The following is a 22,402-nucleotide window of genomic DNA, read 5'->3' on the forward strand; positions in this document are numbered from 1 at the left end:
GACGCTCAGGTCCGCAGTCTCGGGTTCGACACGATCGAGCACAGGTCGGCGAACAGCACGAGCGTCAAATAGGCGACGCAGAAGATCAGCGTGCACGCCTGGACCAACGGGAAATCGCGGTTGCCGACGGCGTCGACCATCAGGCTCGCGAGGCCCGGATAGTTGAAGATCGTCTCGACGACGATCACGCCGCCGAGCAGATACGACAGGCTCAACGCGACCGCATTGGCGATCGGGCCGATCGCGTTCGGCAGCGCATGGCGCAGCACGACACGCGCGGGGCTCGCGCCCTTGAGCACGGCCATCTCGACGTACGACGCGCTCAGCTGCTCGATCACCGCGGCGCGCGTCATCCGTGCCATCTGCGCGATCACGACCGCGCACAGCGTCAGCACCGGCATCGCATACGCGCGCAGGAAATCGTGCAGGCTTTCGATCGGGCCGCTGTACGACAGCGCGGACAGCCAGTGCAGCTTCACGGCCAGCACGAGCACGGCGACCGTCGCGATCAGGAATTCCGGCGTCGCGACGAGCGACAGCGTGCCGAGGCTGATCACGCGATCGACCACCGATTCGCGCTTGACCGCCGCGAGGATCCCGAGCAGCAGCGCGATCGGCACCGACACGGCGGTCGTGATCGCCGCGAGCGCGAGCGACTTCGGCAGGCGCCCGCCGATCATCTCCGACACCGGCATGTCGCCCGACAGCGAGCGACCGAAATCGCCGTGCAGCAGCCCCGCGAGCCAGTGCAGGTAGCGCACGTGGGCCGGCATGTCGAGGCCGAACTGCTGACGCAGCGCGGCGACCGTCTCCGGCGTCGCGGACTGGCCGAGCGCGGCCTGCGCGGCGTCGCCCGGCAGCAGGTTCGTGATCGTGAAGATGATCGCGGACACGATCAGCAGCGTCAGCGCGGTGACCGCGATGCGCCGGCCGATCAGCCCGAGCAGGATTCGATTCATGAAGCGGCACTCCGGAAAAGGTCGCGCGCGACCGGGGCGGTGACCCGCACCGGTCGCGCGGCGGCGGCACGCGTCGTGCTCAGGCGTTCCACCACACGTGCTCGGCGAACATGAAGCCCATCATTCCGCCGGTCGGAATCGAGCCGAGGCCCGCGAGCCGCTTGTCGTAGCCGTCGAGGAAGCTGATGAAGGCCGGAATGCCGACCCGGCACTGCTGCGCGACGAGCACCTGCATGTCGCCATACATCTGCTTGCGCTTCGCGTCGTCGGTTTCCGATCGCGCGGCGAGCAGCAACTGGTCGAACTTCGCGTTCTTCCAGCCCGACTCGTTCCACGGCGCATCCGACTTGAAGAACTGCGTGAACACCACGTCGGCGCTCGAGCGCGGGTTGATGTTGCCGAAGCCGAGCGGATGCTTCATCCAGTGGTTCGACCAGTAGCCGTCCGGCGACACGCGGTTCACCTGCAGGTTCAGCCCGATCTTCTGGCCGGCCTGCTGCAGCAGCACGGCCATTTCGATCGACCCGTTCGCGTCGGACGTCGCATAGATCGGCGGCAGCGTGGCGCCCAGCGCGCCCGCCTTCTGGAACAGGAACTTCGCCTTGTCCGGATCGTGCGGCCGCTGCGGCAGCGATGCGTTGAAGTAGCGATGCCCCGGCGAGATCGGCTGGTCGTTGCCGATCACCGCGTAGCCGCGGAATACCGCCGAGCGGATCTGCTCGCGATCGAACAGGTACTTCATCCCTTCGACGAAATCCGGGTTCGCGGTGATCGGGTTGTCGCTGCGCACGATCAGGTCGGTATAGAGCCCCGACTTGGTTTCCTGCAGCGCATAGCCCGGCGTCGACGCGACCCGCTGCGTCGAGCGCGGATCGATCGCGTTGATCAGGTGCACGTCGCCCGACAGCAGCGCGTTCAGTCGCGCGGCGCTGTCGCTGATGCCGATCAGCTCGATCTCGTCGAGGTACGGCATCCCCGGCTTGAAGTAGCTGTCGTTGCGCACGCCGACGGTCGACACGCCCGGCTTGAACGATTTCAGCTTGTACGGGCCGCAACCGATGCCGGTGCTGAAGTCGGTCGTGCCGTCCTTGACGATCACGAGCTGCGGCGTCGCGAGGATCACCGGCAGATCGGCGTTCGCGCTGGCGAGCGTGAGCATGACCTCGTCCGGGCCGCTCGCCTTCGCATCGGCGAACTGATCGGCGAGCGGCTTGACCTTCGAGGCGGTGGCCGCGTTCTTGTGGCGCATCAGCGAGAACACCACGTCGGCCGGCCCGACCGGTTTCCCGTCGTGGAACGTGACGCCCTTGCGCAGCTTGATGATCCACGTCTTCGCGTCGGTCGTCTGCAACGACTGCGCGAGATTCATCTGCGGCGTCAGGCTCGCGTCGAGCTGCGTGAGGCCGCTGTAGAACATGAAGAAACGAATGTAGTCGGCGCCCGTCGAGCCCTTGGCCGGGTCGAGCGTATCGGCCGTCGAACTCGATTCGTTCGCGACCCGGATCTTGCCGCCGCGCTTGGGCGCCGGCGCGGCGAACGCCGATTGCGCGTCCATCAGCAGCCCGCCGCCGCCGACGGCCATCATGCCGCTCGCCGCCATGACCCGCATCATGTCGCGGCGCGTGAAGCCGCCCTTGCCGCCGTTGTCGATATCGTCGCTCATCCGAACTGCTCCTGACTGTGGAAAGTGGGTCTGGGGTCCAGCGTGGTTCGAGAAATCCGTCGCGCCGCCTGCTGGTAGCGGGCGCGACGTCTGCGCATTGAGTTCATTTAAGCATCGCCAAAATGCGGGTTGTCGCGATTCGGGGCGGCTGCACGACATGATTCGACCGTTTTGGACCACCTGCGCAGCATGATTTGCTGCGCGGCCACGTGTGCCGCCGTTTGCTCGATGCCGTGTCGCGACGGCTGCGCAGCACGTGCGCGACGACGGAAATCGTAAAGCGATGCACGCGGCAGATTGCGCCGACAAAATTGGCGATTCGGCATCCGAAGCGCGTTCGGCTCACGCAAACCGCATGTTTGCGTGGAATGCGCACTCGCGGCCCGCGATGCCCGAAACGACCGGAACGCCCGCGTGCGCATGCGACCGCGGGTGCCAGCCGCGACGACGCCCGGAGCCTGAAAGATCGGGAGATTGCCGCGACGTTGAAGCGGCTTTGCGAGACAACAGGAATACGGCCGGATTGCCCGATGCGGGTACGAACCCGTGGCGCGGCGCCAGGCCGCGATTCCCCGTCGTGAGGCGACCGATGCCGTCAATGTCGGCGCGCACGCCGGACACATGCCGGCGTGGCGAGAGGGAGACGAGATGATGTCGTGGCCGGCAGATGCCGGCACGCGGCCGTCAGGCAGCCAGCCTGAACACCGAGACGGCGGCCCGCAACCGCGCCGCCTGTTCATCCAGCGAGGACGCGGCCGCGGCAGCCTGCTCCACCAGCGCGGCATTCTGCTGGGTCACTTCGTCCATTTGCGCGACCGCGAGGCCGACCTGCTCGATGCCCGTGCTTTGCTCGGCTGATGCCGCTGAAATCTCGCCCATGATGTCGGCCACCCGGTCGATCGACCGGACGATCTCCGTCATTCGCGCGCCCGCCGTCTCGACGAGCCGGCTGCCGCTGCCGACCCGCTCGACCGACGCCTCGATCAACCCCTTGATGTCCTTCGCGGCCGCCGCGCTGCGTTGCGCGAGCGAGCGCACCTCCGAGGCCACGACCGCGAACCCGCGCCCCTCCTCGCCGGCCCGCGCGGCCTCGACCGCGGCGTTGAGCGCGAGAATGTTCGTCTGGAACGCGATGCTTTCGATCACGACGGTAATGTCGGCGATCCGCACCGATCCGTCCGAAATCTGCCGCATCGTTTCGACGACTTCGCGCACGGCCGCGCCGCCGAGTTCCGTCGCCTCCTTCGCGTGGGTCACGAGCGTGTTCGCCTGACGTGCATTGTCGGCATTCTGTTTGACCGTCGACGTGATCTGCTCCATGCTCGCGGCCGTTTGCTGCAGCGACGCGGCCTGTTCCTCCGTGCGCTGCGACAAGTCCAGATTGCCTTGCGCGATCTCGCCGGTGCCGACGGCAATCGAATGGGTCGTGGTCTGGATTTCGGCGATGGTCTCGGTCAGCCGGGCCTTCATGTCGGCGAGCGCGACGAGCAGGCTGCCCGGCGCGGCGTGCGCCGTATCGAACTGCACGTCCAGTTCGCCGGCGGCGATGCGGGCCGCGATCTCGGTCGCGTGCGCGGGCTCGCCGCCCAGCGTCCGTCGGACGCTGCGCAACACGCCCCACGCGATCGCCGCCAGCGCCGCGGCGATGACGAGCGTGATGGCGCCGAGCACCTGCGCAAGCCGCGTGAACGCGGCGTTGATGTCGTCGTAGAAGAATCCCGTGCCGATCCACCAGTCCCACTCCGGAATGGCGACCACGCCCTGGAGTTTCGGCTCCACGTCCGCGTCCGGGCTGCGCTTGATCAGCACGTCGACGAGCGCGAAATGCGCCTGGGCCATTCCGGCGCGGTACGCCTCGCTGTCGGTCATGCCGCCGGTCGTGCGGTTGCCCTTGGCGCGGGTGCCGATGAACTTCGCGTTCGGATGCACGAGGTTGACGCCGTCGGACGTCGTCACCCAGTAGTAGCTTTTCGAATTCGCGTTGAGCGCGGACAGCGCGGCCTTGGCCTGCTGCTGGGCCTGATCCCGCGTGAGCGTGCCGTTCGCCTGCATCGCGCGATACGCGTCGACCAGATGCTCGGCTTTGGTCAGAAGAATGACGATCTCGTCACGGCGGCTGTCGATCAGCGCGTCGCGCAACGTGTGCAGCGACATCGCGGCAAGCAATACAACGCCGAGCAACGCCGCGGCGACGAGCATCAGCAGTTTCGTGGACAACTTCATGCGGAGGGCCTCGCGATATTAACCGTTCGGTACATATATCGGCCCGGGCGGCCCTGCCTTGAATGGCTCCGTATCGGTAATTACCCTCGGTTCGTGCGGTGATCGCGCGCGCAAGGCGGCACGGCCGCGCACGCGGGGCACGCGGCCCCACGCCGGCGCGGCGTCGCTTACAGCCCGAGCTGCGTCGCGAGATGGCCGATGTCCGACACCTCGTAGTAGTTGTAGAACGGCGTGCCCGGCTCATGGCCGCGATTGACGAACGCCTTGTGCTTGATGCCGAGATCCTCGGCCGTCATCAGGTCGTAGCGCAGGCTCGACGACACGTGCAGCACGTCCTCCGGCTTACAGCCGAGCTTGTCGAACATGTATTCGAAGCCCTGCATCCGCGGCTTGTACGACTGCGCCTGCTGCGCGGTGAACACCGCATGGAACGGCGCGCCGAGCTTGTCGACGTTGCTCATGATCTGGTCGTCCGACGCGTTCGACAGGATCACCAGCTTGTACTTCGTGGCCAGCCGCGAAAGCCCGGCCGGCACGTCCGGATGCGGGCCCCACGTCGGCACCGCCAGATAGAAACGCTCGGCCTCCGCCTCGTCGAACTTCACGCCGATCCGCGCGCAGGTGCGCCGGATCGCGTTGACGACGACGTCGCGGTACGGCTTCCATGCGCCGAGCACTTCGTCGAGCCGATACGCGGCGAACGCGCGCACGAATTCCTCGAGCGCGACCGGCGACAGCCGGTCCGCGTAGACCTCGCGCGCCATGTCGGCCATCCGGAAGCGGGTCAGCGTGCCGTAGCAGTCGAACGTGATGTACTTCGGTTCAAATTGGATCATGTGACGTCCTGTCGGTGTGAAGCCCCGGCAGGGCCGGGGACGGTCTGGGTTCAACGAAATTGAATCAGGGCAAAAAATCCGTCGCGCATCGTTCGACGCGGCTCGAAACGCAGATTCGCCGCGTGTTGCAGGCCGCCGGCAGCACGATCTGCGGCGTGATCGCACGCGGCGCCGTCGACGGCGAGCCGGCCGACTTCACGAAACCGTCATGCGGCCGCCGCGTTTCCATCGTAGCGGCATTCCCACAGCAGAAGCTGTCGCAATGACGGGCCGCTCCGGCATGCGGCGCGCGTTCGCCCGCGCCGATCGAGCCGGTTTGCGTCGATCTCGCACGACCGCCCGCCGACGCCGGAAAACAGGCGAATCGTCCTATCCGCGCCGCGGTGGCGCTGGCAGAGTCGATATGTCATTCCTACCCATCCGGAGTCCGGCGTGGCCGACCTCAATTCTTCCAGCACGCTCACCTATCGCCCGTTCGCCGAAACCGATCTGCCTGCCGCGCACCGGCTGTCGGAAGCAGTCAAGTGGCCGCATCGACTCGACGACTGGCGCTTCGCACTCCAGCTCGGCAACGGCTTCGTCGCCGAAGACGAAGCCGGCATCGTCGGCACCGCGCTCGGCTGGCGCTTCGGCGAATCGCACGCATCGCTCGGCATGGTGATCGTGTCGCCCGAGCGCCAGGGCCGCGGCATCGGCCGCGAACTGCTCGCGCGCGTCGTCGACAGCCTCGGCGCACGCACGATCTTCCTGCACGCGACGCCGTCCGGCGAACCGCTCTACGTGAAGTTCGGCTTCGAGGCGATCGGCACGATCGACCAGCACCAGGGCGCCGCGTTCCAGCCGCCGCTGATCTCGCTGCCGCCCGGCGAGCGTCTACGCCCGCTCGGCACCAACGACGGCCCGCGCCTCGCCGCGCTCGCATCGCGCGCGGCCGGCTACCCGCGCGACGCGGTGATCGATGCGCTGCTCGGCGTCGCCAACGGGATCGCACTCGACCGCGACGGCGAACTGCTCGGCTTCGCGCTGTTCCGCCGTTTCGGCCGCGGGCACGTGATCGGCCCGGTGGTCGCACCGGACGCGCTGCGCGCGCAGGCGCTGATCAGCCACTGGCTCGCGCTGCACGAAGGCATGTTCGTGCGCCTCGACGTGCCGGGCGATAGCGGCCTGTCGGACTGGCTGCAGGGGCTCGGCCTGCCGCGCGTCGATACCGTCGTCGCGATGGCGCGCGGCGCGGCGCCCGCCCGCGATCCGTCGCTGCGCGCGTTCGCGATCATCAATCAAGCGCTCGGCTGAGCGGCGCGCGCGATGAGTTTTCTCTACAAAGCCGACCCGGTGCGCGGGGCGCAATGGGCGCGGCGCTTCGCGCAACAGGCGCCCGACCTCGCGTTCCGGATCTGGCCGGACCTGGGCAACCCGGAAGCCGTGCGTTATCTCGCCGCGTGGCAGCCGCCCGACGATCCGACCGCGCTGCTGCCGAATCTGGAGATCGTGTTTTCGGTCGGTGCCGGCATCGATCAGTTCGACCTGTCGCGCGTGCCCGCGCACATCCCGGTCGTGCGGATGATCGAGCCGGGCATCGTCGAAGGGATGGTCGAATACGTGACGCAGGCCGTGCTGACGATCCATCGCGACCTGTTCGACTATGCGGCGCAGCAGCGCGAGCACGTGTGGCGCGAGAAGCCGGTGCGCGCGGCCGCGTCGCGACGCATCGGCGTGCTCGGGCTCGGCACGCTCGGGCAGGCCGTGCTCGACACGCTGCGGCGCTTCGGCTTCCCGTGCGCCGGCTGGAGCCGCACGCCGCGCACGCTCGACGGCATCGACTGCCATGCGGGCGACGCGGCGCTCGACGCGTTCCTCGCCCGCACCGACATCCTGATCTGCCTGCTGCCGCTCACCGACGACACGCGCGGCCTGCTCGGCGCACGCGTATTCGACGCGCTGCCGGCCGGCGCATCGCTCGTGCAGGTCGGGCGCGGCCCGCAACTCGATGCGACCGCGCTGCTCGCCGCGCTCGACAGCGGCCGCCTCGACAGCGCGATCCTCGACGTGACGGACCCGGAGCCGTTGCCGGCCGGCCACCCGTTCTGGACGCATCCGCGCATTCGTATCACGCCGCACATCGCCAGCGCGACGCGCCCGGACACCGCGGTCGACGCCGTGCTCGCGAACCTCGCGCGCCATCGCGCGGGGCAGCCGATGATCGGCGTCGTCGACCGCGCACGCGGCTACTGACGCGCGCGCCCGGCCCGGCGTGGCGCGCAGCAGAAAATGCCGAAGCACCCCGTGCAAACGCCGCTTTCGTACGTTTCAGACCGCAAATTGAAGGCGCGTGCGGATTGCTCGCCCGGTAGCATGACCTCACGCTGACACCCGACGAGAGTCCCGCACTGCCATGAACCAAGCCGCGCTGATCGAAGCCGATCGTCAACACCTGATCCACCCCGTCGTCAACTATCGTGCGCACGAGGCGCGCGGCGTCACCGTGCTCGAATCCGCCGAAGGCGTGTTCCTGCGCGACGCCGACGGCCACACGCTGCTCGATGCGTTCTCGGGCCTGTGGTGCGTGAACGTCGGCTACGGCCGCGACAGCATCGTGAAGGCCGCCGCCGACCAGATGGCGAAGCTGCCCTACGCGACCGGCTATTTCCATTTCGGCTCGCAACCCGCGATCGAGCTGGCCGAACGGCTCGCGGCGCTCGCGCCGCCGTCGCTGAATCGCGTGTACTTCACGCTCGGCGGCTCGGATGCGGTCGACTCCGCGGTGCGTTTCATCACGCACTATTTCAACGCGACCGGTCGCCCGACGAAAAAGCACATGATCGCGCTCGAACGCGGCTATCACGGCTCGTCGTCGATCGGCGCCGGGCTCACCGCGCTGCCCGCGTTCCATCGTCACTTCGACCTGCCACGCGCGGATCAGCACCACATCCCGTCGCCCTACCCGTATCGCCATCCGCTCGGCGACGACGCGCAGGCGCTGATCGCCGCGTCGGTCGCCGCGCTCGAGGCGAAAGTCGCCGAACTCGGCGCGGACAACGTCGCGGCATTCTTCTGCGAGCCCGTGCAGGGGTCCGGCGGCGTGATCGTCCCGCCGGCCGGATGGCTGAAGGCGATGCGCGACGCATGCCGGCGCCTCGGCATCCTGTTCGTCGCCGACGAGGTGATCACCGGCTTCGGCCGCACGGGCCCGCTGTTCGCGTGCGAGACCGAGCAGGTCGACCCGGACCTGATGACCGTCGCAAAGGGGCTGACCGCCGGCTATGCGCCGATGGGTGCCGTGCTGATGTCCGATGAAATCTACGAAGGCATCGCGGGCAGCCGCGCCGATTCGCCCGCGGTCGGCCACGGCCATACGTATTCCGCGCATCCGGTCAGCGCGGCGATCGGCCTCGAAGTGCTGAAGCTCTATCACGAAGGCGGGCTGCTCGCGAACGGCCGGGCGATGGCGCCGCGTTTCGCCGCGGGGCTCGATGCGCTGCGCGCGCATCCGCTCGTCGGCGACGCGCGTTCGGCCGGCCTGCTCGGCGCGCTCGAACTGGTGGCCGACAAGACGCGCAAGACGCGCTTCGACCCCGCGCTCAACGTGCCCGACAGGATCGCCGCCGCCGCGTATGCGAACGGCGTGGTGTTTCGCGCATTCGGCGACGGCGTGCTCGGTTTCGCGCCGGCGCTGAGCTTCACCGCGGGCGAGTTCGATCTGATGTTCGAACGCGTGCGCAAGACGCTCGACGACGTGCTGGCCGATGCGGGCGTGCAGCGCGCGCTCGACGCCGCGCACGCGCAGCCGGCCTGACCGGGCACGGGAAAGCCGGGCTTGTGGCGGCAATCGTTCGACTCTAAAGTAACCGGACATTCCATTTTTTCCCTCTCACGCGAACATGACGGACAGCAAGCTGGATCGCATCGACCTGCGCATCCTCTCCCAGTTGCAAAAGCGCGGCCGCATGACCAACGTCGAGCTGGCCGACGCGGTCGGGCTGTCGCCCAGCCCTTGCCTGATCCGCGTGAAGCGGCTCGAGAAGGCCGGCTATATCGGCGGCTACGGCGCGCACATCCAGCTCGAGAAACTCGGCGACGTGCAGGTCGTGTTCACCGAGGTCACGCTGGCCGACCACCGGCGCGAGGACTTCGACCGTTTCGTCGCGGCGATCCGCAACGTCGACGAGATCGTCGAGTGTCACCTCGCGAGCGGCGGCTACGACTATCTGCTGAAGTTCATCACGCGCAGCGTGAGCCATTACCAGACGATCGTCGAAGGGCTGCTCGAGCAGAACATCGGCATCGAGAAATATTTCAGTTACGTGATCATCAAGTCGCCGTTCGTCAAACGGCACTACCCGCTCGAATCGCTGTTCGGCGAACGTCACTGACGGGCAGCGTGCGGCATCCGCGAACGCGGCGGCCCGCCGTCCGCGCGGGGTAGCCGCGCGTCCGCGCCGCAGCCGTCGTCGCCGAATCGCTCCATCCAAGGACCTGTCATGCCGCTTACGCTGTCCCGAACCGAACTCGTTCGTACCGCCAACCTGATCGACGGCGCCTGGCGCGACGCGCTCGACGGCCGCCGCTTCGACGTCACCGATCCGGCGACGCTCGAGACCGTTGCCCACGCACCCGACAGCGGCGCGGCCGACGCACGCGCCGCGACCGATGCGGCCGCACGCGCGCTGCCCGCATGGCGCGCGACGCCCGCTCGCGAACGGGCCGCGATCCTGCGCGCATGGCATGCGGCGATCGTCGCGCACACCGACGATCTCGCGAAGCTGATGTCGCGCGAACAGGGCAAGCCGCTCGCCGAAGCGCGCGGCGAAGTCGCATACGGCGCGTCGTACGTGCTGTGGTTCGCCGAGGAAGCGACGCGCACGTACGGCGACCTGATTCCGCAGCAGCAGCGCGGCAAGCGGCTGAGCGCGGTCAAGGAGCCGATCGGCATCGTCGCCGCGATCACGCCGTGGAACTTCCCGCTCGCGATGATCGCGCGCAAGATCGCCCCGGCACTCGCGGCCGGCTGCACGGTCGTCGCGAAGCCGGCCGAGGACACGCCGCTCACCGCGCTCGCGCTGGCCTTCCTCGCGCAGGAAGCCGGCGTGCCGCCCGGCGTGCTGAACCTGATCGCCGCATCGCGCGAACGCGGCATCGATGCGGTGGCCGACTGGCTCGCCGACGGCCGCGTGCGCAAGATCACGTTCACCGGATCGACGCCCGTCGGCAAGCTGCTCGCGCGCGAATCGGCGGCGACGCTGAAGAAGCTGTCGCTGGAGCTGGGCGGTAACGCGCCGTTCATCGTATTCGACGATGCGGAACTCGACGCCGCGATCGACGGGCTGATGGCCGCCAAGTTCCGCAACGGCGGCCAGACCTGCGTATCGCCGAATCGCGTGTACGTGCAGGCCGGCGCCTACGATGCGTTCGCCGCGAAGCTCGCCGCGCGCGTCGCCGCGCTGAAGGTCGCGCCCGCGACTGATCCGGCCGCGCAGATCGGGCCAATGATCAACGCGCGCGCGGTCGATAAAATCGCGCGCCACGTCGGCGACGCCATCGAGCGCGGCGCGCGCGTGCTCGCCGGCGGCAAGCGTCTGCCCGAGCTCGGCCCGAACTATTACGCGCCGACGGTGCTCGCCGACGCCACCGCCGACATGCAGCTGACCTGCGAGGAAACCTTCGGCCCCGTCGCCGCGCTGTTCCGGTTCGACACCGAGGACGAAGCCGTCTCGGCCGCGAACGACACGCCGTTCGGGCTCGCCGCGTATTTCTACACGCAGGACGTGCGCCGCATCGCGCGCGTGTCGGCGCGGCTCGAAACGGGCATCGTCGGCATCAACGAAGGCGCGCTCGCGAGCGAAGCCGCGCCGTTCGGCGGCGTGAAGGAATCGGGCTACGGCCGCGAAGGCTCGCGCTACGGCCTCGACGATTATCTGTCGATCAAGTACCTGTGCCAGGGCGGGCTCGACTGAGCCTGCGCGACGGCCGGGATTCGCCGCTGTCGCGTGCTCGTTGCGCGGCGCACCCCGGACGCACACGTTTGCGGCACCCGTGCGGTCATTGCGTCGCATGCCGGCCTCGATTTCCGGGCATCCCTGCCGTTAACCCGGATTTGACCAGCGCCGCTGCGATCGCAGCCCGCTTCCCGCACGAGCGCGAGCAATGCCTGCATCCATTCCGATCGAGAAAGTTGCCGACTGGGCCGGCCGCCACCACCTGATCGTCGGCGTGCTGGGCACGCTGATGTCGCTCGCCGCACTCGGCATCAGCGCGGCGACGCTGTGGGCCGCACGCATCGAGGTCGTCGGACATGCGCACGAGACGTCGCGCAACGTCGCGGCCGTCCTGGTCAGCGAGATCGCGCGCACCGTCGAGACGTCCAACAACGCGCTCGTCTCGCTCGCCACCGATCTCGGCAATCCCGCCGTCGCGCGCATGGACGCCGGGCTGCGTCACGACGTGCTGTTCGAGCGCACGGCCGCGCAATACGTGACCGGCATGGGCGTGACGGACCGCTTCGGCCATTTGATCGACGGCTGTTGCAGCTCGACCCACAACTGGGATTTCAGCGATCGCGACTACTTCAAGGTCCATCGCGATGCGGACAACGTCGGCCTGTACGTGTCCGAGGCGTATCGCGCGCGTTCGCGCGGCAACACGGAATCGATCGCGCTGTCGCGGCGCATCGAGCGGGCGGATCACACGTTCGACGGAATCGCGGTGGTCGCCATCGACCTCGCGTACTTCGATCGGCTTCTGTCACGCCTGAACGTCGGGCCGCACGGCGTCAGCGCGATCCTGCGCGCCGACGGCACGATCCTCGCGAGAAACCCGCCGTTGACCGATCACCAGATGGTCCGCCTGCGCCGCTCGAAGTCGTTCGAACGCATGGTGAGCCGCGAATCGGGCTTCTATGCGGCGCGCTCGAGCATCGACGGCGTCGTGCGGCTTTATACGTTCCAGCGGGTGCCCGGCACGCCGTTGATCGCGGTCGTCGCACCGGCCGAGCATGACGTGCTGGCCGGCACCACGCATTTGACGTGGACGGTCGGCGTGTCCGCGTCCGTCATCGGTGCGCTGTTCTGCGCGGTGGTGTGGCTGCTCGCGTTCGCGCTGCGGGACAACCTGCGCAAGCAGACGCTGCTCACCGACCTGACGCGCACCGATCCGCTCACGGGCCTGCACAACCGTCGCGCGCTCGATGCCGCGCTCGCCGACGAATGGGAAAGGCTGCAGCACGGCAGCGACGGCAGCCTGTCGGTGCTGTTCATCGACGCCGATCACTTCAAGCAGTACAACGACCGCTTCGGTCATGCGCAAGGCGACACCGCGCTGCGCTTTCTCGCCGAGTGCATTCGCGCGCATACGCGGCGGCGCGGCGATCTTGCCGCGCGCTACGGCGGCGAAGAATTCGTCGTCGTATTGCCCGACACGGATGAAAGCGGCGCCGCGAAAGTCGCCGAGGCGATTCGCCGCGCCGTGGAGCGCAGCCGGCTCGACGGGTTCGACGCGACGATTCCGGCTTTCACGGTCAGCATCGGCTACGCGACCGGGCACCGTGCGCACCCGCGGTCCGTGCACGCGTTGTCGCATCAGGCAGACCTCGCCCTCTATGCGGCGAAGCGTCAGGGCAGAAACCGCGTGTGCCGCGCCGACGCGGAATGGGTCGCCCAACCGGCGTGAGCGCGCCGGATCCGATCGTCTTTTCGAACGCGCGCGCTGGCAGGACCGAACATCGCCGACGGCCCGATCGCCCCCGCCACGATGTTCAGCATCACGAATTCACCAAATAGTGAGAATTTTGGCGCATCGACCGCGCCCCGAAACAAATCCGTAACGGCTGCGTCACGATCGCCCACGACAATCCGCCATCTTCGACACTCAGGATGGAGCCTTGCATGTTTGCGTCACGAAGCCGTTTTCCGCTGCACGTCGTAGCATTGTCGAGTGCGATCGTTCTCGCCGCGTGCGGCGGCGGCGACGATGTCGCATCGACCACCACGACCAGCGCGGCCATGCCGGCACCGCCGGCCGACCCCGGCTTCGTCGACAGCGCGCCCGTGCCGAGCGTGCCGGCTTTTGTCGACAACATCGCGACCAACCAGCGCGGCGACGCGCGCTATGCCACGCTGTCGACCAACGCGGCCGTGCGCGTGGTGAGCCGCTTCCTCGACCTGTGGCAGCCGGCGACGATGCTCGTCGATGCCGGCGTGAGCGCGCCGGCCAACGGCGGGTTTCCGGCGATCTCGCCGTCGACCTGCTCGGGCCTGCCCGGCAGCGGCACGCCGTGCGGCACGAGCCTGAACGACACGGTGCTGGCCGCCAACGTTCAATATGTGATCAACGCAACGACCGCACGCACGCAGCAACAGGCCGACGCCGCGTACTTCGACGACCGGCGCGCCAAGGGCTACAGCGTGACCGACGGCATGGGCCCGCTCACCGGCGCGTGGCGCACGGCCGCGCAGCAGACGACCAGCATCACCAGCGTGCCCGCCGACGCGACCACGGTGCTGTACAACGATTCCGGCAACAACGTCGGCGTCGGCAGCAGCACGAACGCGAGCTTCGGCAAGGTCGTCGACCTGCTCAACGAAATGGGCAACAACGCGTCGACCGAACCGTCGAAGCGCTTCTACAAATACGCGCGGCCGTACCGCTGGAGCACCAGCGTCGTCGTCGCGCCGACGCTCGTGCCGGCGGAAAGCACGACGCCCGCGACCGACGGCGGCTTCATCAGCGGCCACACGGCCGAAGCGGTGCGCGACGCGATGACGATGGCGTGGCTCGTGCCGGAGCGCTTCCAGGAGATGGTCGGCCGCGGCCTCGAACTGGGCGAGAACCGCATCCTCGCCGGCATGCACTCGCCGCTCGACGTGATCGGCGGCCGCATGCTCGCGCTTGCCGTCAGCGCGGCGAACCTGACCGCGTACGCGAGCGATGCGCAGGCCGCGTACGGCCAGGCGCATCAGGCGCTGCAGCAGCTCACGGGCACGACCGACACGACGTTCGCCGCCTTCGCGCACTCGGGCACGACGGCCACCGACCGCTTCGCCGATTACGCGACGAACAAGACGGCCTTCGCGCGCCGCCTGACGTTCGGCTTCGGCGCGATCGAGTCGACCGACGCGCCGCCCGTCGTGCCGAAGGGCGCGGAGATCCTGCTGCAGACGCGCTTCCCGTACCTGAGCGCGGACCAGCGCCGCGTCGTGCTGAAGACGACCGAACTGCCGTCCGGCTATCCGGTCATGGACGATGCGGAAGGCTGGGGCCGCCTCAACCTGTTCACCGCGGCCGACGGTTACGGTGCATTCAACGGCAACGTGATCGTGTCGATGGACGCTTCGCAGGGCGGGTTCAATACCGCCGACCTGTGGCGCAACGACATCGCCGGCGCGGGCAAGCTGACGCTGCAAGGCAGCGGCACGCTGACGCTGGCGGGCAACAACAGCTATACGGGCGGCACGCAGGTGAGCGGCGGCATGCTCGCCGCGGCATCGGCAAGCGCGTTCGGCAATGGCGACGTGTACGTCGGCTCGGGCGGCAGCGTGAGGATTGCCGCCAGCGCGCCGGTGGTCATCGCGACGCGCTATACGCAGCTCGACAACACGACGCTCGAACTCGACATCGACGGCAACGGGGGCGGCCGCCTGCGCGTCGGCGGCCCGCTCACCGTCGCGGGCGGCACGCTGCACGTGAAGTTCGTGAACGGTTATGCGCCCAAGGCCGGCGACACCATCGCGCTGATCGACGGTGCAGCGGCTTCCGCGAAGTTCTCGGCGGTGACGGTCGACGGGTTCAAGGCGACGCCGGTTTATACGGCGACGGGCGTGTCGGTCAGGTTGTCGGCGGCATAGCCCGCCTCGGCCCGTCGATCCTTGCCACGGCGCCCCCTGCTGGCGGCGCCCGCCGGTCTCGCCCGTTTCGTCGTCGAGTCGTTCGACGGCCGCCGCGCCACGACCGGACGCCGGCGCCTGCACACACCCCACCTTCCACGACGCGTCCCGCGTGACGCGCCGCTTGCAGCCCGCATCGCATCATCTCCGAGCGCATGAAATTGAGATTGCAAATGCCTCTCATTTGCATTAAATTTCGGCGCGAATGTACTGTTTGGAACATAGCCGTCGGCGCAAGGCCCCTCCACCGTGCCCGAATGCAATCCATATCAAGGGATGGGAATGAGCAGGAAGAACTGGGCGGCCGCACCGATGGCCATCGTCGTCGGCGCGGCCGGCCTGAGCACCGCCGACGCGCAGGAAGCAACGCTGCCCACCATCGAGGTCTCGGGGCAGCGCGCGAGCGCGCCGTTTCGCACGCGCGAATCGACGAGCGCGACGCGCAGCGAGGCAGACGTGATGGAGATTCCGTTCGCGGTCAGCAGCGTCGATGCGAAACTCGTGCAAACCGTCGCCGCGACACGCGGCGAGGACCTGTACGATTGGGTCGCGGGTGTCTCGCGGCAGAACAACTTCGGCGGCCTGTGGGACAACTACGCGGTGCGCGGCTTCGCCGGCGACGGCAACACGTCCGGTACCGACTACCTCGTCAACGGCTTCTCGTGGAACCGCGGAATCAGCGTCCCGCGCGACACGGTCAACCTCGAGCGCATGGAAGTGCTCAAGGGGCCCGCGTCGGCGCTATACGGCCGCGGCGATCCGGGCGGGCTCATCAGCTATACGACCAGGCAGCCGCAGTTCGCGCGCTCGAACACCGTCAGTGTGTCGGCCGGCAGCTACGGCGCATTGCGCGAGACCTTCGATTCAACCGGGCCCGTCACGAAGTCGCTCGCGTACCGCTTCGTCGCGATGAACGAGAACAACGGCAGCTTCCGCGATACGGTGTCGAGCAAACGCTACCTGTTCGCGCCATCGTTCACGTGGGACATCGGCGCGGACACGACGCTCCATTACGAATTCGAGAGCGCACGCCAGCGCGCGCCGCTCGATCGCGGCGTGGTCGCGGTGGGCGGGCAGCTCGGCGCGATTCCGGTTTCGCGCTTTCTCGGCGAGCCCCGCGACGGCGACTACGACGTGCGCAACACGGGCCACCAGTTCACGCTCGAGCATCGCATCGATGCCGGCTGGTCGATCAACACCGGTTTCGCGCAGCGCACCACCGACCTGTCCGGACGATCGTCCGAGGCGTTCGCGCTGCAGCCCGACGGCCGCACGCTGTGGCGCCGCTACCGGCAAGTCGCGTTTCATTCGAACGATCTGCAAGGCCGCGTCGAGACGACCGGCGCGTTCCGCACCGGCGGCATCGGCCACACGCTCGTGCTGGGCGTCGATGCGTACCGCTTCAACTACGACCAGTTCGTCGCGCGCTCGACGCCCACTGCCGCCGCGCCGTATGCGATCGACATCTTCGATCCCGTCTACGGTCAGCCGGCCCCCGTACCGCGCACCGCGACCAATCTGCTCGAGCGCGACGACGGCCAGGGCCTCTACGCGCAGGACACGCTCGCGTTCGGGCCGCACTGGAAAATCCTCGCGGGACTGCGCTGGGATCGCTTTCACCAGTCGGTCGAGAATCGACTGAAGGGCACGACGAGCAGCCAGTTGCAGACTGCATTGAGTCCGCGCATCGGTATCGTGTATGAAATGAGCCCCGCGTTTTCCGTGTATGCGAACACCGCGTATTCGTTCCGGCCGAACAACGGCGCCGACGTCGATGGCCGCGCGTTCGATCCGGAGAAGGGGCATGGCTATGAGGTCGGCGCGAAATGGGCCGGCGCACGCTGGCTCGCGACCGTCGCGGCATTCCACGTCAACAAGCGCAACGTGCTGACCGCCGACCCGGCCAATCCAGGCTTCTCGCGCGCGGCCGGCGAAGTGCGCAGCCGCGGCGTCGAATTCGAATGGAACGGCGACCTGGGCCACGGCGTGCGCGGCCTCGTCAATCTTGCGTACGTCGACGCACAGGTCACGCGCGATGCCGTGCTGACACCCGGCGCGCGCCTCGTCGACATTCCGCGTCTGAGCGGCAGCGCGCTGCTCATGTACGAAACCACCGTCCCGTTCGCGGACAAGGCCGGCGCCGGCGCGGGCGTGATCTACGTCGGGCGCCGGGCCGGCAATACCGCGAACACGCAGGACGGTTTCGAACTGCCGGCCTATGCGACCGTGCAGCTCAACGGCTATGTGCAGGTCAACAAGCACCTGCGTGCGTCGGTCGTGCTGAACAATTTGTTCAATCGCACTACTTACGTCAGTTCCTACAACAGCCTGTGGGTCACACCGGGCGCGCCGCGCAGCCTGTTTGCATCGCTCTCCTACGCGTTCTAGCCTGATTCGGTCGCCCGTTGGCCGTCCCGTTGGCGGCCAACCACCATTCTGCTTCGAAGGTCTTCATTCTCAGTCGATACCGTCTGAGCGCACGTGCCCACGCGGCCCGTTGGCATGCGCTTTTCGCACAGATATTGACAAATTTCCCACACTTTTCGCGCGACTCATTCGTTAGCATTGTCGCCCTGCTTTTCCGATTCATATTTTCGCAACGAATGGTGAAAAATGAAGAAACCCATCCGACATGCATCCATGGCATTTGCGCTTTTGATATGCGCACAGCTTTCGCACGCGCACGCCATTGCTGCTGACACATCACCACGATCCAATGGCGCCCTGCCAGTGACGCCACCTCGACCGGATTCCATTTCGCAGCGCGTGAAAGTCGGTTTGTCGAGCGAGGAAACGACGCTCATCCTTCCGTGGTTCGTGGAGGAACTGATCGCGACAGCGAACACCAGCCATTCGCTGGATGAAGCAGCCAGCGATTATGCCGGGCGCTTGAAGCGTGGTCTTTGACCAATAGTCCGTTGCCCAACCTGGAATAGCCTGACAGTCGCCAGAAGCGATTCACCGCATCGGGCGTTTGCTGTTTCAGGGTGGCAAGGGGCTTCTCGTGGTCGTCGATGCCGGATGCCGAATACTGCGAGGCCGGTCGCTGACTACGTCACCCTTTGCACGAATTTGACTGCCGATGCGCTCCCCGACGTACTCACATGGCTTCAACGTCTGGAAGCCGCCGTCGGATACGACAACAACGATGAGTCCGGCCCTTGACCTTCACGTGGACGTCAGGGTTCACGCCGGCACCTTTTCATCAGGAGATGACGCATGAACCTCACACCGGACGAATTGAACCTGCCCCGGCTCGGTGCTCGTCCCGTTCGAACGCTGCAGTTGGACGGCGGTATCCTGGCCGCACAGGTGGGCAGCGAACCACCAGCGGTCATCGTACTGAACGGCGGACAAGCATTCGTCTCGAAGACGACCTCGCGTCGGCTGCGGCGCGACCTGCTCCGCGTTGCCGGTATCTTGCCGCCCGACACACCATTCGTATTGCTTGGCTATCCTGACAAGCCCGGCATGCAATACCGAATCGCCGACATCGTCGAGCAGATCGCACGTGGCATCGCCGCGCATTGGCGGTGCACGACGCTCATCGGCATCTCATTCGGCGGCGTCGTAGCGGCGCGCCTCGCGGCAGCCCACCCCGAACGCGTCTCGCGACTCGGACTGGTTTCGAGCGCGCATCGCCTTGCCCCGGACGGTTGCCGGCTCATCGAGCAGCAAATCGTTCATACGACCCGCTCCGATTTCGTCCGACTGCTCGAAACGATGTCCGGGTGCTTTCGCGCAAGCTGGCGCAACATGCTCTTGCGCGCAGCGTTGCTCAGCCGACGCCGCCACGTCGCGTCGTCGGTCAACGAGCGGCACGTCATTGTCCGCACCCTGCGCGCATTGCGTGACGACGCACGTGACGATTCGCCGTGGCCGCGTCGGATCCGCGCAGATACGTTGATCGTCGGTGGCGCAGACGACCCGATTTTCGCCGAGGCGGCGCGCGAAACTTCCGCGTGGGTGCCGTCGGTGACCCATCATGCGCTGCCCGGCGAAGGGCATATGGTGATGATCGAGCGCCGGAAGCAGGTTGCGCGACTCGTTCGGAACTGGCTCGACGCGCGCGCTTGATTTTCGCGTGACACGACTGACAGCCACGAACCTACTTCGCGGCCGGAGGAAACAGCACGCCGCGCGGAATCGACATGATCAGCACGCAACTGACCAGCAGGCAGGCGCCCAGCGCGTAGGTTCCGTTGTTGATGTTGCCGGTCATTTCCTTTGCGATGCCCGTGATCATCGAACCCGTGAAGCCGGACAGATTGCCCACCGAGTTGATCAGTGCAATGCCCGCGGCCGCGGCCGTGCCGGACAGTATCTGCCCCGGAAAGGTCCAGTAGATCGGCATCAGCGCCAGGATGCCGCACGTGGCGATGGTCAGGAACAGGATCGACAGCACCACGTTCTGTGCGCAAGCCGCGCTCATGATCAGGCCGACGCCGCCGATCAGCGCGGGAATCGCGGCGTGCAGCCGGCGTTCGCCGGTCTTGCGCGAGTGCGCCGCGTTCCACACCATCGCAAAGATGGCCGTCAGATACGGAACGGCGGTCAGCAGACCGATATGCATCGGGCTGCGCACGCCCGACGCGCGAATGATCGACGGCAGCCAGAAGGCCAGCCCGTAGAAGCCGGTATTGAAGGTGAGCAGGATGAAGGTCAGCAGCCAGACGCGCGGGCTGCGCAACGCGGCACCCACGCCATGCGACTTGTGCGCGGCCTCGGATTCGAGGTTGCGCGACAGCACCGCCTTTTCCTCGGCAGACAGCCACTTCGCCGACTGCGGGCCATCGCCGAGGCAGGCCAGCACGATGAACGCCACCACGATCGACGGCAGGCCTTCGAGCAGCAGCATCCATTGCCAGCCGCTCATGCCTGACAAGCCGTGCGTCTGCTCCATCAGCCAGCCGGAAATGACACTGCCCAGCGTCAGGCTCAGCGGGATCGCCACCAGGAAGCCCGACATGGCCACGCTTTGGCGACGCGCGGGAAACCAGTAATTCATGTACAGGATGACGCCCGGGAAAAAGCCGGCTTCGCACAGACCGAGCAGGAAGCGCAGCGTATAGAACATGGTGGACGTCTGCACGTGAAAGAACTGCGCGAGCGGCACGATGAAGGCCATCGACGACGACACGATGCCCCATGTGATCATGATCCGCGCGATCCAGAAGCGTGCGCCGTAGCGGTGCAGCAGCAAATTGCTCGGCATCTCGAACAGGAAATAGCCCCAGAAGAAAACGCTGGCGCCGAGCGCGTAGACGCTGTCGCTCAGGCTCAGGTCATCGAGCATCTGCAGCTTGGCGAAGCCTACGTTGACGCGGTCCAGGTAGGCCACGACGTAGCAGAGCAGCAGCAACGGCAGGATGCGCCGCATGACCTTGCGGTAGAGAGCGTCTTCGGACGAGCCGACCGCGGCCGGTGCGGCGGCGGTCTGCGTGAGGGATGGCATCGGTTTGTCTCCTGATTGTGTAGGACTTCTTCGTGCCGGCGGATTCGCTGAGGAACTGACGCGCCTATGTTACCGATAACATTCGCGCCCAAAAAAAGCGCCGATCTGGCGACGGGCGCAACCGGCGATCTGATACCGGTAACAGCTTCGAAGGTAGCATGCCGCGACGAGCGTGCTCAAGTCCCGATCGACAAGTGGTTTCCCTAGTGCCGCGCGAATCACCGGCGCGCGGCGGCGGCCCGCACGGCACCGGTATCATGTAGCCTTTCCAGGTTTCTCCCGATCGCGATTCCCATGCCCAGCCCCACCGCCGTCCGGCCTGCCGGACCGCCCCGCATGTCCGATGTAGCGCGCCTGGCCGGCGTATCGAAGATGACCGTCTCGCGCGTGCTGGCCGGCCACAGCGTGGCCGCCGAGACGCGCGAACGGGTCTGCAGGGCCATCGACGAGCTCGGTTACGTGGCCGACGCCGCCGCCGGTGCGCTGTCGTCCGGGCGGTCGGAATTTGTCGCGGTGCTGGTGCCGTCGCTGTCGAGTTCCAACTTCTCCGACACCGTGCGCGGCCTGACCGACGCACTCGAGCCGCATGGCCTGCAACTGCTGCTCGGCGACACCGACTACGACCTGGCGCGGGAAGAACGGCTGGTACGCTCCATGCTGCGTCACCAGCCGCGCTGCATCGCACTGACGGGTGCGCAGCACACCGATGCGACGCGCACGGTGCTGACGCGCTCGGGCATCCCCGTGGTCGAGATGTGGGACCTGCCCACGCATCCGATCGATACCGCGGTGGGCTTCTCGAACGTGTGCGCCGCACGCGCGATGGTGCGCCATCTGGCCGAGCGCGGCTACGAGCGCATCGGCTTTCTCGGCGGCGCCAGCGCACTGGACCGCCGTGGGCTGGACCGGCTCAAGGGATACCAGGCGGAGATCAAGGCGCTGGGGCTGGGCGAGCCGCGCGTCGTGCGGTTGGGCGAATCGCCGATCACCATGAGCCACGGCGGGCCCGCCATGGCAGCACTGCTGGAGACGTGGCCGGACACCACCGCGGTCATGTGCGTGAGCGACATGTCGGCGTTCGGCGCAATCATGGAATGCCATCGACGCGGACTGTCCGTGCCCGCGGACATGGCCGTGGCCGGCTTCGGGAACTTCGAAGTGGCGACATGCTGCCACCCGACCATCACCACGGTGTCGATCGACGCCTACGGCATCGGCCTGCGCACGGGCGAGGCCCTGCTCGCGGCGCTGCAGGCGCGCGACGGCGGCGAACGGATCGAGCCGCACCGCGTCCGCGTCGACTACACGATCGTCGCGCGGGAAAGCGCCTGACGAGCCGACTGCCGGACCTGTCGTCCTTCATGTGAAGCGGCGGCGTCCGATGCGCAACG

The 22,402-nt window shown here is 67.3% G+C and carries 17 protein-coding genes; 12 read left to right on the plus strand and 5 right to left on the minus strand.

Features of this window, described 5'->3' with window-relative positions:
* Nucleotides 1-5: 5 nt before the first annotated feature.
* The 4 genes from WS45_RS18050 to WS45_RS18065 form a co-directional block, all read right to left on the minus strand.
* A complete protein-coding gene (locus tag WS45_RS18050; RefSeq protein WP_059536198.1) occupies nucleotides 6-959 on the minus strand; it encodes an ABC transporter permease in 954 nt (317 codons plus the stop codon).
* A 79-nt stretch (nucleotides 960-1,038) separates the two neighbouring features.
* Nucleotides 1,039-2,622: an ABC transporter substrate-binding protein gene (locus tag WS45_RS18055; protein WP_059700943.1), complete on the minus strand. Its 1,584-nt coding sequence runs from the start codon at nucleotides 2,620-2,622 to the stop codon at nucleotides 1,039-1,041.
* Nucleotides 2,623-3,306: 684 nt separating this feature from the next.
* Complete coding sequence (locus tag WS45_RS18060; protein ID WP_059690510.1) at nucleotides 3,307-4,845, minus strand: methyl-accepting chemotaxis protein; 1,539 nt, start codon at nucleotides 4,843-4,845, stop codon at nucleotides 3,307-3,309.
* Between the two features lie 167 nt (nucleotides 4,846-5,012).
* Nucleotides 5,013-5,681, minus strand: coding sequence for a haloacid dehalogenase type II (locus WS45_RS18065; RefSeq protein WP_059536187.1), 669 nt, complete (start codon nucleotides 5,679-5,681; stop codon nucleotides 5,013-5,015).
* 59 nt (nucleotides 5,682-5,740) lie between these two features.
* On the opposite strand from WS45_RS18065, the gene WS45_RS18070 reads away from it, so the two are divergent.
* The 11 genes from WS45_RS18070 (at nucleotide 5,741) to WS45_RS18120 (ending at nucleotide 19,633) form a co-directional block, all read left to right on the plus strand.
* Nucleotides 5,741-5,947, plus strand: a complete 207-nt coding sequence (locus WS45_RS18070; protein WP_059536183.1) for a hypothetical protein — start codon at nucleotides 5,741-5,743, stop codon at nucleotides 5,945-5,947.
* Nucleotides 5,948-6,113: 166 nt separating this feature from the next.
* On the plus strand, nucleotides 6,114-6,974 hold the full coding sequence (locus WS45_RS18075) for a GNAT family N-acetyltransferase (RefSeq protein ID WP_059700944.1): 861 nt from the start codon (nucleotides 6,114-6,116) through the stop codon (nucleotides 6,972-6,974).
* Nucleotides 6,975-6,986: 12 nt separating this feature from the next.
* Nucleotides 6,987-7,913, plus strand: coding sequence for a 2-hydroxyacid dehydrogenase (locus WS45_RS18080; RefSeq protein ID WP_059700945.1), 927 nt, complete (start codon nucleotides 6,987-6,989; stop codon nucleotides 7,911-7,913).
* A 160-nt stretch (nucleotides 7,914-8,073) separates the two neighbouring features.
* Nucleotides 8,074-9,474 carry an aspartate aminotransferase family protein gene (locus tag WS45_RS18085; RefSeq protein WP_059700946.1) on the plus strand — a complete coding sequence of 467 codons (1,401 nt, stop codon included), beginning with the start codon at nucleotides 8,074-8,076 and terminating at the stop codon, nucleotides 9,472-9,474.
* An 85-nt stretch (nucleotides 9,475-9,559) separates the two neighbouring features.
* On the plus strand, nucleotides 9,560-10,051 hold the full coding sequence (locus tag WS45_RS18090) for an Lrp/AsnC family transcriptional regulator (protein WP_006749694.1): 492 nt from the start codon (nucleotides 9,560-9,562) through the stop codon (nucleotides 10,049-10,051).
* Between the two features lie 108 nt (nucleotides 10,052-10,159).
* On the plus strand, nucleotides 10,160-11,632 hold the full coding sequence (locus WS45_RS18095; protein WP_059700947.1) for an NAD-dependent succinate-semialdehyde dehydrogenase: 1,473 nt from the start codon (nucleotides 10,160-10,162) through the stop codon (nucleotides 11,630-11,632).
* A gap of 190 nt (nucleotides 11,633-11,822) precedes the next feature.
* A complete protein-coding gene (locus WS45_RS18100) occupies nucleotides 11,823-13,343 on the plus strand; it encodes a GGDEF domain-containing protein (protein ID WP_059700948.1) in 1,521 nt (506 codons plus the stop codon).
* Between the two features lie 215 nt (nucleotides 13,344-13,558).
* Nucleotides 13,559-15,517: a phosphatase PAP2 family protein gene (locus tag WS45_RS18105; protein WP_059700949.1), complete on the plus strand. Its 1,959-nt coding sequence runs from the start codon at nucleotides 13,559-13,561 to the stop codon at nucleotides 15,515-15,517.
* A gap of 321 nt (nucleotides 15,518-15,838) precedes the next feature.
* The gene (locus WS45_RS18110) at nucleotides 15,839-17,944 is read left to right on the plus strand and encodes a TonB-dependent siderophore receptor (RefSeq protein WP_059700950.1); all 2,106 of its coding nucleotides are present in this window, start codon (nucleotides 15,839-15,841) and stop codon (nucleotides 17,942-17,944) included.
* Between the two features lie 225 nt (nucleotides 17,945-18,169).
* Entirely contained in the window at nucleotides 18,170-18,463 is a 294-nt protein-coding gene (locus tag WS45_RS18115) for a hypothetical protein (protein WP_059700951.1), read from the plus strand.
* Between the two features lie 312 nt (nucleotides 18,464-18,775).
* A complete protein-coding gene (locus tag WS45_RS18120; RefSeq protein WP_059690502.1) occupies nucleotides 18,776-19,633 on the plus strand; it encodes an alpha/beta fold hydrolase in 858 nt (285 codons plus the stop codon).
* A gap of 31 nt (nucleotides 19,634-19,664) precedes the next feature.
* Here the strand turns inward: WS45_RS18120 and WS45_RS18125 are convergent, their stop codons facing one another.
* Nucleotides 19,665-21,011 (minus strand): MFS transporter, encoded by a 1,347-nt coding sequence (locus WS45_RS18125; RefSeq protein ID WP_059700953.1) that lies wholly within the window; start codon nucleotides 21,009-21,011, stop codon nucleotides 19,665-19,667.
* A gap of 294 nt (nucleotides 21,012-21,305) precedes the next feature.
* Between WS45_RS18125 and WS45_RS18130 the strand changes: the two genes are divergently transcribed.
* Nucleotides 21,306-22,343: a LacI family DNA-binding transcriptional regulator gene (locus WS45_RS18130; protein ID WP_082721959.1), complete on the plus strand. Its 1,038-nt coding sequence runs from the start codon at nucleotides 21,306-21,308 to the stop codon at nucleotides 22,341-22,343.
* The last annotated feature ends 59 nt before the right edge of the window (nucleotides 22,344-22,402 follow it).

Origin of the sequence: Burkholderia sp. RF2-non_BP3 (genome assembly GCF_001522185.1) — a bacterium.
Lineage (GTDB): Bacteria > Pseudomonadota > Gammaproteobacteria > Burkholderiales > Burkholderiaceae > Burkholderia > Burkholderia diffusa.